The sequence below is a fragment of the Cupriavidus gilardii genome, assembly GCF_013347325.1.
Classification (GTDB): domain Bacteria; phylum Pseudomonadota; class Gammaproteobacteria; order Burkholderiales; family Burkholderiaceae; genus Cupriavidus; species Cupriavidus gilardii.
On the sequence record NZ_CP054626.1, the window covers coordinates 1,200,713 to 1,213,113 of the forward strand.

Consider the following 12,401-nt stretch of genomic DNA (forward strand, 5'->3'; position numbering starts at 1 on the left):
GCCGCCCGCCGCACCGGCATCATCGAGGGGAGACCATTATGAAAGTCAGCGACATCCTGCAGATCAAGGGCAATACGCTCTATACCGTCAAGCCGGATACGTCACTGCTGGAGGCGGTCACCACGATGGCCGAGCGCGACATCGGCTCTCTGGTGGTGATGGAGTACGGCGAACTGGTCGGCATGCTGACCTTCCGCGAGATCATCCAGACGCTGGCGTCGAACAACGGCAATGTCGGCAACGCAACGATCCGCCGCGTGATGGACGACGCGCCGCTGACCTGCACGCCCGAGACCGATGTCAATGAAGTTCGCCGGATGATGCTCGAGCGCCATGCCCGCTATATGCCGGTGCTCGACAGCCGCACGCTGATGGGCGTCATTTCGTTCTACGACGTGGCCAAGGCCGTGGTCGAGGAGCAGAGCTTCGAGAACCGGATGCTGAAGGCCTATATCCGCGACTGGCCGGAAGAGAAGGCCAGCTGAAGCGTCCGCGCGGGCAGGGGGGCGGCGCCCGCGCATGCGGGGGCCCAGCGGCCGCCGTTCCGGCACGGCCGATCGGGTAGCCGCAGCTTCGATGGCGCCGCCTGCCATCGGGGCTCGCCAGCGTTGCCCGTCGATTTCCCGCCAGCTCCGCTGCGAATTCCCCGCCATCCATGAGCCAATCGAGCCAGTCCCGCCTGCTGCGCGAGCGCCGCTTTGCGCCGTTCTTCTGGACCCAGTTCCTGGGCGCGATGAACGACAACGTGTTCAAGGTCGCGTTCACCTCGCTGGTGACCTACCAGACCGCGCGCTTCGAGGGCGTGGACGGGGCCAGCGCGGCCTTCCTGATCTCGGCGATCTTCATCGCGCCGTTCGTGCTGTTCTCCGCCACCAGCGGGCAGATCGCCGACAAGATCGAGAAGTCGCGGCTGATCCGGTTGGTCAAGTCGCTGGAGATCGCGATCATGCTGGTCGGGCTGGCGGGCTTCGCCTGGTATAGCGCGCCGCTGCTGTACCTGACGACCTTCCTGATGGGCCTGCATTCGACGCTGTTCGGCCCGGTCAAATACGCCTACCTGCCACAGCACCTGGAAGATAGCGAGCTGGTCGGCGGCAACGGGCTGGTCGAGATGGGAACCTTCGTCGCGATCCTGCTCGGCACCGTGCTCGGCGGCGAGCTCGCGGCGGTGGGTGGGACGGCGGCGCAGCAAGGCATTCCCGCCACGCTCTATATCGGCGCGGCCTGCGTGGCGCTGGCGATCGCCGGCCGCGTGGCCGCGTCGCGCGTGCCGCTGTCGCCGGCGCCGCAACCGGACCTGAAGCTGAACTGGAATCCGGTCACCGAGACCCGGCGCAACCTGATGCTGGCCCGCCAGAGCCGCACGGTATTCCTGAGCCTGCTGGGCATCTCGTGGCTGTGGTTCCTCGGCGCGACCTTCCTGACCTCGTTCTTCGCCTTCGCCAAGACCGTGCTCGGCGGCGACCAGAGCGTGGTGACGCTGCTGCTGGCGGTGTTCTCGGTCGGCATCGGGGTCGGCTCGCTGCTGTGCGAGCGGCTGTCGGGCCGGCATGTCGAAGTGGGCCTGGTGCCGTTCGGCTCGATCGGCATGACGGTGTTCGCGATCGATCTGTACTTCGCCAGCCGCGGCCAGGCACCGGCCACGCTGAGCGGCGTCGCCGCCTTCATCGCCGAGCCCGCGCACTGGCGCGTGCTGGCGGACCTGTTCCTGCTGGCAATGTTCGGCGGCTTCTACAGCGTGCCGCTGTACGCGCTGATCCAGAGCCGCAGCGCGCCCACGCATCGGGCGCGGATCATCGCCGCCAACAACATCCTGAACAGCCTGTTCATGATCGCCTCGGCGCTGCTGGCGATGGCGATGACCGGCGCCGGCTACAGCATCCCCGAGCTGTTCCTGGCCGTCGGGCTGCTCAATGCCGCGGTGGCGATCTACATCTATTCGCTGGTGCCGGAATTCCTGCTGCGCTTCGTCGCCTGGATCCTCGTGCATACGGTGTACCGGCTCAAGCGGATCCACACCGACCGGATTCCGGCCGAAGGGCCGGCGGTGCTGGTCTGCAATCACGTCAGCTTCGCCGATGCGGTGGTGCTGATGGCGGCGAGCCCGCGGCCGGTGCGTTTCGTGATGGATCACCGGATCTTCCGCGTGCCGCTGCTGTCGTGGTTCTTCCGGCAGGCGCGCGCGATTCCGATCGCGCCCGCGCATGAAGATCCGCAGACGCTGAAGCATGCCTACGACGAGGTCGCGCGTGCACTGGCGGCCGGCGAACTGGTCTGCATCTTCCCGGAAGGCAAGATCACCGCCAGCGGCGACATCAATCCGTTCAAGCAGGGCGTGCAGCAGATCGTGCGCCGCACGCCGGTGCCGGTGGTGCCGATGGCGCTGCGCGGCCTGTGGGGCAGCTTTTTCTCGCGCAAGGGCGGGGCGGCGATGACGCGGCCGTTCCGGCGCGGCATCCTGAGCCGGCTCGAACTTGTGGTCGGCGAGCCGATCGCGCCGGAGCAGGCCACGCCCGAAGGCCTGCAGCAGGTGGTGCAGGGGCTGCGCGGCGAATGGCGCTGAGCCGCGCCCGCCCGCGGCGCCGTACGGTGCGGTGCTGTGCGGCACCAGGCCGTACAATGTAGGCCTTTCCCAATTCCTGCGTGGTTTTCATCATGTCCGGCAATACCCTCGGCCTGCTCTTCACAGTCACCACCTTTGGCGAATCGCACGGACCCGCGATCGGCGCGGTGGTAGACGGCTGCCCGCCGGGCATGAGCCTGTGCGAGGCCGATATCCAGGGCGATCTGGACCGCCGCAAGCCGGGCACGTCGCGCCACGTGACGCAGCGCAAGGAGCCGGACCAGGTCGAGATCCTGTCGGGCGTGTTCGAGGGCAAGACCACCGGCACGCCGATCTGCCTGCTGATCCGCAATACCGACCAGCGCAGCAAGGACTACGGCAATATCGTCGAGACCTTCCGCCCCGGCCACGCCGATTACACCTACTGGCAGAAATACGGCATCCGCGACCATCGCGGCGGCGGCCGCTCGTCGGCCCGGCTGACCGCGCCGGTGGTGGCCGCCGCGGCGGTTGCGCGCAAATGGCTGCGCGAGCAGTACGGCACCGAGATCCGGGGCTATATGTCGCAGCTGGGCGAGATCCAGGTGCCGTTCACCGACTGGGCGGAAGTGCCGCGCAACCCGTTCTTCGCCGCCGACGCCAATATCGTCCCCGAACTGGAAACGTATATGGATGCGCTGCGCCGTGACGGCGATTCGGTCGGCGCGCGCATCGAAGTGGTGGCCAGCGGCGTGCCGGTGGGTCTGGGCGAGCCGCTGTTCGACAAGCTCGATGCCGATATCGCGCACGCGATGATGGGCATCAATGCGGTCAAGGGTGTCGAGATCGGCGCCGGCTTCGCCAGCGTGGCGCAACGCGGCAGCGTCCATGGCGACGAGCTGACCGCGGGGGGCTTTCGCACCAACAATGCCGGCGGCGTGCTCGGCGGCATCTCGACCGGTCAGGACATCACGGTGTCGCTGGCGATCAAGCCGACCTCCAGCATCCGCACGCCGCGCGAATCGATCGACAAGGCTGGCCAGGCCGCGACGGTCGAGACCTTCGGCCGCCACGACCCGTGCGTGGGCATCCGCGCGACGCCGATCGCCGAGGCGATGCTGGCGCTGGTGCTGATGGACCACGCGCTGCGCCATCGCGCGCAATGCGCAGACGTGCGGGTGGACACGCCGCGGATTCCGGCGCAGGCGCCGAAGGCGCAGGGTTAAGTCATCCCGATTGTTTTCTCCCCCTCTCCCGCATGCGGGAGAGGGGCGGGGAGGGAAGCTCGATTGTCGTGTGCGGCGCTTCTATTCCGCGATCGCCGCCACCATTTCCCCAATCGCCAGCGACGCGGTCAGTCCCGGCGATTCGATGCCGAACAGGTTGACCAGCCCCGGCACGCCGTGCACGGCAGGGCCGTCGATGCGGAAGTCCGCGGCAGGCTCGCCCGGGCCGCCGATCTTCGGGCGGATGCCGGCATAGCCGGGCTGCAGGGCGCCATCGGCCAGCGCCGGCCAGTAGCGCCGCACCTCGTCATAGAAGCTGTCGGCATCGTGCGGATCGACGCCATATTCGATCTCGTCGATCCATCGCACATTCGGACCGAAGCGGGCCTGGCCGCCCAGGTCCAGCGTCAGATGCACGCCCAGCCCGGCCGCCTCGGGCACCGGGTAGATCAGCCGCGAGAATGGCGCCCGGCCGGCCAGCGTGAAATAGCATCCCTTGGCGTAGAACTGTGGCGAGACATGCGCCGCCGGCATGCCGTCGATCCGGCGCGCCAGCGCGGGCGCCGTCAGCCCAGCGGCGTTGACGACGGTGCGGGCCAGCAGCGTGGTCGCGGTGTCGCCGCCGACTTCGAGCACGATGCCGTCGCCGGTGACGGCGCCGGCCTGCACCGGCGAACAGACCGCCAGCATCGCGCCGGCCCGTTCGGCATCGCCCAGCAGCGCCAGCATCACGCCGTGGCTGTCGACGATGCCGGTCGACGGCGACAGCAGCGCCGCCTCGCATTGCAGATTCGGCTCCAGTTCCAGCGCCTGTTCGCGCGACAGCAGCCGCAGATCGCCGACGCCGTTGGCAGCGGCCTTCGCGCGGATGCCTTCGAGCGTGGCGACCTGCGCCGCGCTGGTCGCGACGATCAGCTTGCCGCAACGCTGGTGGGCGATCTGGTGGCTGGCGCAATAGTCGTACAGCATCGCCTTGCCGCGCACGCACAGCCTGGCCTTCAGCGAGCCGGCCGGGTAGTAGATGCCCGCGTGGATCACCTCGCTGTTGCGCGCGCTGGTGATCGTGCCGAAGGTGTTCTCCGCCTCCAGGATCACTACCTCGCGCCCCTGCTGCGCAAGCGCCCGCGCGACCGCCAGGCCCACCACGCCGGCGCCGATTACCACGCAATCCACTGATTCCATCGTTGCTTCCTTGCTTTGCTTGTCTTGCTTGCCGATTCGACGCGGGCCGACGTGAGCCGATACGCGGCCGGAGCCGCGTTCGCGAACCGGCTTGCCGGTCCCGTCGATCAATCCAGTTCGAGCCCCATGCGCGCGGCGGCCGCTTCCAGATGCCGGCGCGCCGCCTGCCGTGCCGCGCTGGCATCGCCGACGGCGATCGCCTCGGCCAACGCCGCGTGTTCCTGCTCGGCCGCGCCGGGCCCGCCGCGATAGCGGGCGGCGTTTTCCCAGGCCAGCCGGCGCGCGGCGAGCAGCTGCTGGCCGACGAAATCGGTCAGCCCCGCCATGCAGGGGTTGTGCGCCGCCTGCGCGATCGCCTGGTGAAACGCCACGTCGGCCGCCGCGGCGCTGGCCGGGTCGTCACGCCGCTCGCGCATCGCGGCGAGGGCGGCGGCGATCGCGGCGAGATCGGCGTCGGTACGGCGGCGCGCGGCCAGTTCGGCGCAGGCGGTCTCGGCCATCACGCGCAGTTCGAACAGGTGCGTGAGCGTCGGCCCGTCGGCCGGATTGCCGTCCGCACCGGCGGCATCGCCGCGCAGCCGCCAGACCTGTCCGCCGGGCGTGTCGGAAACGTAGGCCCCAGAGCCCTTGCGCGTGACCAGCACGCCGTCGGCCTTCAGTTGCGCGATGGCCTCGCGCACGATCGGGCGGCTGACGCCAAAGGCCGCCGCCAGCGCGGCCTCGGCCGGCAGACGGGCGCCGGCGACGAAGCGGCCGGCGCCGATATCGGCGCGGATCGCGTCGGCGATGCGCGAAGCCAGGGAAGAGGGGCGGCTAAGAGGTTCCAAGGGGATGGCGCAGGCAGGTCGTCGGTGAAAGGGCCAGGGTCGAGCCGGCATCGCGCGCCGGTTTGTCAGTAAATCTGTAAGGCTGTCAGACAGCTTTGCACAATTCTGGCCGGACTCGGCGTCAGCGTCAAGGCGAAATGGTGGCGCTCGTCGGTGGCGCTCGTCCTTTGCCCTTCGTCAATTGGCGCCACCGTGCGCTTCGCTATCCCCCTTAGGTAGGGTGTCGCTAAACCTTTGGAGCCGGGCGCCGATAGCTGTGGAATCGGGAAGGCGGGACCGCGGCCCGGCGGCCGCCTCCGCACTGTCGCCCACGCCGGTGGGCATTGAGATTGGGATGCCGATGATTCCTCTGACACCGAACGACCTGCCGGTCGGCCAGCCCTTGCCGTGGTCGCTGCTCGACGGGCAGGGCAATCTGTTGCTCGGCAGCGGCAAGGTGCTGGCCGATGGCCGCGACGTGGCGCTGGTGTTTCGCCATGGCTCGGTGTGCCGGCCCGATCCGCTGCCGGCCGACGATGCCGCCCCGGTCGATGCCGTGCGTGTCGGTCCGGTGCCGGCGCAGGCCTCGGGCCCGCTCGGGCTGCAGGTCGGCACGTTGCTGCAGATCCAGGCGCCCGACGGCGGCGGCCGTGCGGCGGCGAGCCGGCTGATCGGCTTTATCGAGCAGGGGCTGTTCGTCAGCTGGCCGCAATTCGGCGGCCACGATGCCACCTTCCAGGCGGGCGAGCAGGTGCTGCTGCGCGGCTTCACCGGCCAGTCGATCCACAGCTTCCGCTGCACCGTGACCGCGGTATGCCGCAGTCCGTTCCGCTACCTGGTGCTGTCGGTGCCGACCGAGGTGCAGCAGGTGCCGGTGCGCAGCAGTCCGCGCGTGCAGACCCGGCTGGCGGCGCAGCTGATGCCTCAGGACGGCGACGCGGCCGGCGCGCCGCGTCTGGCGGTGCTGTCGGATCTCGGTGCGGGCGGCGCGCTGGTTCAGACCGCCGGCCCCGCGCCGGCTCCCGGCACGCGCCTGCGGCTGCGTTTCGTGCTGCGCACCGTCGGCACCGACAGCGAGATCACGGTCGACGCCTGGGCGCGCAATCCGGCGCGCGACGACGGCGATGCCGAGTTTCCGGCGTTCGGCGTCGCGTTCGATCTGCTGGGGGAAAGGGAAGCGGCGCTATTGCACTGCTATATCTACGAGCAGCTGCTGGCCGCGGCGAGCATGCCGGTGTAGAGGGCAGCCCCTCTCCCGCCTGGCCGGAGAGGGGCTGGGGGAGAGGCGCAGCCAGCGTTCGATGAACGGCGGCGTTCGCGATGGCGGACGCCGCTTGCCCTCCCACCGACCCCTCTCCCACCCTGGGAGAGGGGAGAACAGCAAGGCGGTGAGCCGCCTTACATCCCCACGTAATTCGGACCGCCGCCGCCTTCCGGCGTCACCCAGACGATGTTCTGGGTCGGGTCCTTGATATCGCAGGTCTTGCAGTGGACGCAGTTCTGCGCGTTGATCTGCAGGCGCTGCCCGCCGCGTTCCTCGTCGGCGACGAACTCGTAGACGCCCGCCGGGCAATAGCGGCTTTCCGGGCCGGCGTACTTGTCCAGGTTGATCTGCACCGGCACGCTCGCGTCCTTCAGCGTCAGGTGGGCGGGCTGGTTTTCCTCATGGTTGGTGTTGCTGATGAACACCGAGCTGAGGCGATCGAACGTCAGCTTGCCGTCCGGCTTCGGATAGACGATCTGCTGGCATTCGGCGGCCGGCTTCAGGTAGACGTGGTCCGGCTTCTCGCGGTGCAGGGTCCACGGCGGGTTGCGGATGCCGAGCTTGGGCAGCAGCCATTGCTCGATGCCAGTCATCAGCGTGGCGGTGGTGCGGCCCTTCTTGAACCACTGCTTGAAGTTCTTGGCCTGCAGCAGTTCCTTGTACAGCCAGCTGTTCTCGAACGCAGCCGGGTAGGCGGTCAGCTCGTCGTGCTGGCGGCCGGCCTGCAGCGCCTCGAAGGCGGCCTCGGCGGCCAGCATGCCGGTCTTGATCGCGGCGTGGCTGCCCTTGATGCGCGAGGCGTTCAGATAGCCGGCGTCGCAGCCGACCAGCGCGCCGCCCGGGAAGATCGTCTTGGGCAGCGACAGCAGGCCGCCGGCGGTGATCGCGCGTGCGCCGTAGCCGATCCGCTTGCCGCCCTCGAAGTACTGGCGGATCTGCGGATGGGTCTTGAAGCGCTGGAATTCCTCGAACGGCGACAGCCACGGGTTGGTGTAGTCGAGTCCGACGACAAAGCCCACCGCGACCTTGTTGTCCTCCATGTGATAGAGGAAGGAGCCGCCGTAGGTGGCCGGGTCCAGCGGCCAGCCCGCGGTATGGACCACCAGGCCGGGCTTGTGCTTGCTCGGGTCGATCTCCCACAGCTCCTTCAGGCCGATGCCGTAGCTCTGCGGATCCTTGCCGGCGTCGAGGCGGAAACGTTCGATCAGCTGCTTGCCCAGATGGCCGCGCGAGCCTTCGGCGAAGATCGTGTACTTCGCGTGCAGCTCCATGCCGAGCTGGAAGTTGTCGGTCGGCTCGCCGTCCTTGCCGATGCCCAGGTTGCCGGTGGCCACGCCCTTGACCGAGCCGTCTTCGTTGTACAGCACCTCGGCGGCGGGGAAGCCCGGGAAGATCTCCACGCCCAGCGCCTCGGCCTGCTGGCCGAGCCAGCGCACGAAGTTCGACAGGCTGACGATGTAGTTGCCTTCGTTATGGAAGCACTCGGGCAGCAGCGCCGGCGGCGTGCCGCGCGAGCCGGTCTCGTTCAGGAACAGGAACTGGTCCTCGGTGACCGGCTGGTTCAGCGGCGCGCCCAGTTCCTTCCAGTTCGGCAGCAGTTCGTTCAGCGCGCGCGGGTCCATGATCGCGCCCGACAGGATGTGGGCGCCGGGCTCCGAGCCCTTTTCCAGCACGCAGACATTGACTTCGCTGCCATTGTCCTGCGCCAGCTGTTTCAGGCGGATGGCCGTCGCCAGGCCGGCGGGACCGCCGCCGACGATGACGACGTCGTATTCCATGGATTCGCGGGGGCCGAACTGCTCCACGAGCTGCTGCTGGTCCATTGTCTCTAACCCTCTTTTGTTGCTGCGTACTTGTGTTTGGGGAAGCGGTGATCCGGGGTGGCCTGTGTTGCCGGAACCGGGCGACGGCAAGGTCGGCAAGGATGGCATGGGGCCGGCAGGCGGGGGCGGAGTGCTGCGGGTTGGCGCGCGGTCCGGCTGCTTGTGGTCGGCTCTTCTGCTGGATCGCGACGGATCGGCGCGCGGTTTTTTGCCTGCACGCTTCTGCCTCGCTGTTTCCTTTTTGTGCCCGAGTTCTTAGAATCTCCGGCATTGTCCGGGACTCGACACCCACAGGCAAGCAATTTTTTGGAACGATCGTTCGTTTTTTAATATACTGCCCGCGTTCCCGTGAAACGAGGGCAGCCATCGAACGCGATCGCCGGCGCTGCCGGCACGCGTTCCACTGCAGAGGTCCATATGGGTTTGTCGATCAATCTGGAAGGGAAGGTCGCGATGGTGACCGGCGCGTCGAGCGGGCTGGGCATGCGCTTCGCGCAGGTGCTGGCGGCCGCGGGCGCCAAGGTCGTGCTGGCCTCCCGCCGCGCCGAGCGGCTCAAGGAACTGCGCGCGGCGATCGAGGCCGATGGCGGCAGCGCGCACGTGGTGCGGCTCGACGTGACGGACCCCGACAGCATTCGCGCCGCCGTGGCGCATGCCGAGACCGAGGCCGGGGCGATCGATATCGTCGTCAACAACTCGGGCGTGTCGACCACGCAGCGGCTGACCGATGTCACCGCCGAGGACTTCGACTTCGTCTTCGACACCAATACCCGCGGCGCCTTCTTTGTCGCGCAGGAAGTGGCCAAGCGGATGATCGCGCGGTCCAAGGGCGCCGAGCGCAACGGCACGCCGCTGCCGCAGTCGCGCATCATCAATATCGCCTCGGTGGCGGGCCTGAAGGTGCTGTCGCAGATCGGCGTCTACTGCATGAGCAAGGCCGCGGTGGTCCACATGACCAAGGCGATGGCGCTCGAATGGGCCCGCTATGGCATCAACGTCAATGCGATCTGCCCGGGCTATATCGACACCGATATCAACCACCATCATTGGGACACCGATGCCGGCCAGAAGCTGATCCAGCTGCTGCCCCGCAAGCGGCTCGGCAAGCCCGAGGATCTCGATGGGCTGTTGCTGCTGCTGGCTTCGGACCAGTCGCAGTTCATCAACGGCGCCGTGATCACCGCCGACGACGGTATGGTATAAAGCCAGCCGCGCGCGCCGCCGATACCGACTTCATCCGCGAGTCGGCGAGCGCGACCCACGGCGATCGCCTGTGCCTGCCGCCCGCCAGAAGCGGGGCGGGCCATTCAGCCCGGGGCTTATCCGGTCCCCTCGGGCGCCAGCGCCGACGCCTGGCCACCTGCATGCCGCTGCCATTGCCTAGGGTATTGGAGGTGTCCGCCCATCGCCAGTGTGGGCATAATTCGCTGGTGCCGATTCCGTAAGCCTTTAATTAGCCGCGCCCCGCGGCGACGCGGCGGCGGCATCGGCCAGAAAAGAACGCATTCGCAAAAAGTACGCCGCCAAGGCGTCATGCAGCAGCTGCCGCGGTCCCGCAGGGCACGGCAGACCGGACCGGAGGCCGGGGAGATGGAGCAGCAAGAGCAGGCACGGCGCGACGCCGCGCCACAGCACGCGGTCGATTCGGCGTTGATCACCGAACCCGTGGACCAGGCAGCGGATGCCGAATTCCGCATCAGCCCCCGCATCGAAGACTGGATCGGCATCGTCGTGATGATGCTGCTGGTGGTCATCACCTTCGCCAACGTCGTGGTGCGCTATCTGACCGACGAGTCGTTCGCCTGGACCGAGGAATTCTCGGTATTCCTGATGATCGTGCTGGCGCTGGTCGGCGGCAGCGCCGCGGTCGCGCGGGACCGGCATATCCGTATCGAATTCTTCTTCGAGCGCGGCAGCATCGCGCGGCAGCACCGGCTGGCCGTCGTGTCGGCGCTGGCGGTGGCGGTCATGTTCGTCGCGCTGGCGGTGCTCGGCGCGCGTATCACCTGGGATGAATACACCTATGGCGAGACCTCGCCCGGCATCGGCGTGCCCAGCTGGTGGTACTCGGTCTGGCTGCCGGTGCTGTCGGCCTGCATCGCGCTGCGCGCGCTGGCGCTGGCGGGACGCAACCTGCGCGCGCTGAAGGCGCTGCACGCGCAGCGCCGGCAGGACGGCGGGGAGCGCCAGCCATGACGCTGATCGCCATCGTGCTGTTTGCCGTCTTCATCGTGCTGATGCTGCTCGGCGTGCCGATCGGCGTCGCGCTGGGCCTCGGTGGCCTCGCCGCGATCGGGCTATCCAATCTGGACACGCAGATGTTCGGCCTGCTGGCGGTGCCGCAGAACTTCTACGCGGGGCTGGCCAAGTATCCGCTGCTGGCGATTCCGATGTTCGTGCTGGTCGGCTCGATCTTCGACCGCTCCGGCGTCGCGCAGCGGCTCGTCACGCTGGCGATCGCGGTGGTCGGCCGCGGCCCCGGCATGCTGCCGCTGGTGGCGATCCTGGTGGCGATGTTCCTGGGCGGGATTTCGGGCTCGGGGCCGGCCAATGCCGCCGCCGTCGGCGGCGTGATGATCGCCGCGATGTCGCGCGCCGGCTATCCGGGCTCGTTCAGCGCCGCCGTGGTCGGCGCGGCCGCCGCCACCGACATCCTGATTCCGCCGTCGGTCGCCTTCATCGTCTACAGCGTGCTGGTGCCCGGCGCCTCGGTGCCGGCGCTGTTCGCCGCGGGCATGATTCCCGGCGTGCTGGCCGGCATCGCGCTGATCGTGCCGGCGGTCTGGCTGGCGCGCAAGCACCGGATGGGCGCGGCCGAGGCCTCGCTGCCGCGGCCGCCGTTCTGGCGCAGCCTGCGCGAGGCGGCCTGGGGGCTGTTCGCCCCGGTGCTGATCCTGGGCGGCATGCGCGCGGGCTGGTTCACGCCGACCGAGGCCGCGGTGGTGGCGGTGGTCTACGGCCTGTTCGTCGGCATGGTGGTCTACCGCTCGATCGGCCTGCGCGACCTGTACGTGATCTTCCGCGAGGCCGCCGAGACTTCGTCGGTGATCCTGCTGGTGGTGGCGCTGGCCGGCATCTTCGCTTACGCGCTGTCGACGCTGGGCGTGATCGACCCGCTCGCGCAGGCGATCGCCAATTCGGGCGTCGGAGAATACGGCGTGCTGGCGCTGATCGTGCTGCTGCTGATCACGGTCGGCATGTTCCTCGACGGCATTTCGATCTTCCTGATCTTCGTGCCGCTGCTGCTGCCGATCGCCAATGCGTTCAACTGGGACCCGGTGTGGTTCGGCGTGGTGCTGACGCTGAAGGTCGCGCTGGGCCAGTTCACGCCGCCGCTCGCGGTGAACCTGATGGTATCTTGCCGGATCGCCCGCGTGCGGATGGAGGAGACCGTGCCGTGGGTGGTGTGGATGCTGCTGGCGATGTTCGGCGCGATGCTGCTGGTGCTGGCGTTCCCGCCGCTGGCGACGTGGCTGCCGGCGCGGCTCGGCTATTGAGGTCCGGGGTGCGTGTGCCCCGGCCCCGTATTTCTGCTTGATCTTCAGTCCAAATAACGAT

The 12,401-nt window shown here is 68.4% G+C and carries 10 protein-coding genes; 7 read left to right on the top strand and 3 right to left on the bottom strand.

What is annotated here, in order from left to right; genetic code table 11:
* Positions 1–38: 38 nt before the first annotated feature.
* The 3 genes from FOB47_RS15715 to aroC all read left to right on the top strand — a co-directional run bounded on the left by FOB47_RS15715 (position 39) and on the right by aroC (position 3,768).
* Positions 39–485 (top strand): CBS domain-containing protein, encoded by a 447-nt coding sequence (locus FOB47_RS15715; RefSeq protein ID WP_006578180.1) that lies wholly within the window; start codon positions 39–41, stop codon positions 483–485.
* A gap of 170 nt (positions 486–655) precedes the next feature.
* The gene (locus FOB47_RS15720; protein ID WP_174781498.1) at positions 656–2,563 is read left to right on the top strand and encodes an MFS transporter; all 1,908 of its coding nucleotides are present in this window, start codon (positions 656–658) and stop codon (positions 2,561–2,563) included.
* Positions 2,564–2,655: 92 nt separating this feature from the next.
* Positions 2,656–3,768, top strand: coding sequence for a chorismate synthase (gene aroC / locus FOB47_RS15725; RefSeq protein ID WP_174781499.1), 1,113 nt, complete (start codon positions 2,656–2,658; stop codon positions 3,766–3,768).
* Positions 3,769–3,849: 81 nt separating this feature from the next.
* On the opposite strand, the gene FOB47_RS15730 is transcribed toward aroC, so the two are convergent.
* Both FOB47_RS15730 and FOB47_RS15735 read right to left on the bottom strand, forming a co-directional pair.
* Positions 3,850–4,950 carry an NAD(P)/FAD-dependent oxidoreductase gene (locus FOB47_RS15730; protein WP_174781500.1) on the bottom strand — a complete coding sequence of 367 codons (1,101 nt, stop codon included), beginning with the start codon at positions 4,948–4,950 and terminating at the stop codon, positions 3,850–3,852.
* Between the two features lie 107 nt (positions 4,951–5,057).
* Positions 5,058–5,777 carry a FadR/GntR family transcriptional regulator gene (locus FOB47_RS15735; RefSeq protein WP_174781501.1) on the bottom strand — a complete coding sequence of 240 codons (720 nt, stop codon included), beginning with the start codon at positions 5,775–5,777 and terminating at the stop codon, positions 5,058–5,060.
* 340 nt (positions 5,778–6,117) lie between these two features.
* Between FOB47_RS15735 and FOB47_RS15740 the strand changes: the two genes are divergently transcribed.
* Positions 6,118–6,996 carry a flagellar brake protein gene (locus tag FOB47_RS15740; protein WP_174782453.1) on the top strand — a complete coding sequence of 293 codons (879 nt, stop codon included), beginning with the start codon at positions 6,118–6,120 and terminating at the stop codon, positions 6,994–6,996.
* Positions 6,997–7,154: 158 nt separating this feature from the next.
* Here the strand turns inward: FOB47_RS15740 and FOB47_RS15745 are convergent, their stop codons facing one another.
* On the bottom strand, positions 7,155–8,843 hold the full coding sequence (locus FOB47_RS15745) for an electron transfer flavoprotein-ubiquinone oxidoreductase (protein ID WP_053821563.1): 1,689 nt from the start codon (positions 8,841–8,843) through the stop codon (positions 7,155–7,157).
* 417 nt (positions 8,844–9,260) lie between these two features.
* On the opposite strand from FOB47_RS15745, the gene FOB47_RS15750 reads away from it, so the two are divergent.
* From FOB47_RS15750 to FOB47_RS15760, 3 genes are all read left to right on the top strand, one after another.
* Positions 9,261–10,046: an SDR family oxidoreductase gene (locus FOB47_RS15750; protein WP_053821564.1), complete on the top strand. Its 786-nt coding sequence runs from the start codon at positions 9,261–9,263 to the stop codon at positions 10,044–10,046.
* A gap of 387 nt (positions 10,047–10,433) precedes the next feature.
* The gene (locus tag FOB47_RS15755) at positions 10,434–11,039 is read left to right on the top strand and encodes a TRAP transporter small permease (RefSeq protein WP_053823055.1); all 606 of its coding nucleotides are present in this window, start codon (positions 10,434–10,436) and stop codon (positions 11,037–11,039) included.
* On the top strand, positions 11,036–12,340 hold the full coding sequence (locus tag FOB47_RS15760; RefSeq protein ID WP_170265977.1) for a TRAP transporter large permease: 1,305 nt from the start codon (positions 11,036–11,038) through the stop codon (positions 12,338–12,340). The genes FOB47_RS15755 and FOB47_RS15760 overlap by 4 nt, the downstream gene beginning before the upstream one ends.
* Positions 12,341–12,401: the final 61 nt, after the last annotated feature.

Coding starts and splice junctions, on each gene's coding strand:
- FOB47_RS15715 (WP_006578180.1), top strand. CDS start 39: ATGAAAGTCAGCGACATCCTGCAGATCAAGGGCAATACGCTCTATACC.
- FOB47_RS15720 (WP_174781498.1), top strand. CDS start 656: ATGAGCCAATCGAGCCAGTCCCGCCTGCTGCGCGAGCGCCGCTTTGCG.
- aroC (WP_174781499.1), top strand. CDS start 2,656: ATGTCCGGCAATACCCTCGGCCTGCTCTTCACAGTCACCACCTTTGGC.
- FOB47_RS15730 (WP_174781500.1), bottom strand. CDS start 4,950: ATGGAATCAGTGGATTGCGTGGTAATCGGCGCCGGCGTGGTGGGCCTG.
- FOB47_RS15740 (WP_174782453.1), top strand. CDS start 6,118: ATGATTCCTCTGACACCGAACGACCTGCCGGTCGGCCAGCCCTTGCCG.
- FOB47_RS15745 (WP_053821563.1), bottom strand. CDS start 8,843: ATGGACCAGCAGCAGCTCGTGGAGCAGTTCGGCCCCCGCGAATCCATG.
- FOB47_RS15750 (WP_053821564.1), top strand. CDS start 9,261: ATGGGTTTGTCGATCAATCTGGAAGGGAAGGTCGCGATGGTGACCGGC.
- FOB47_RS15755 (WP_053823055.1), top strand. CDS start 10,434: ATGGAGCAGCAAGAGCAGGCACGGCGCGACGCCGCGCCACAGCACGCG.
- FOB47_RS15760 (WP_170265977.1), top strand. CDS start 11,036: ATGACGCTGATCGCCATCGTGCTGTTTGCCGTCTTCATCGTGCTGATG.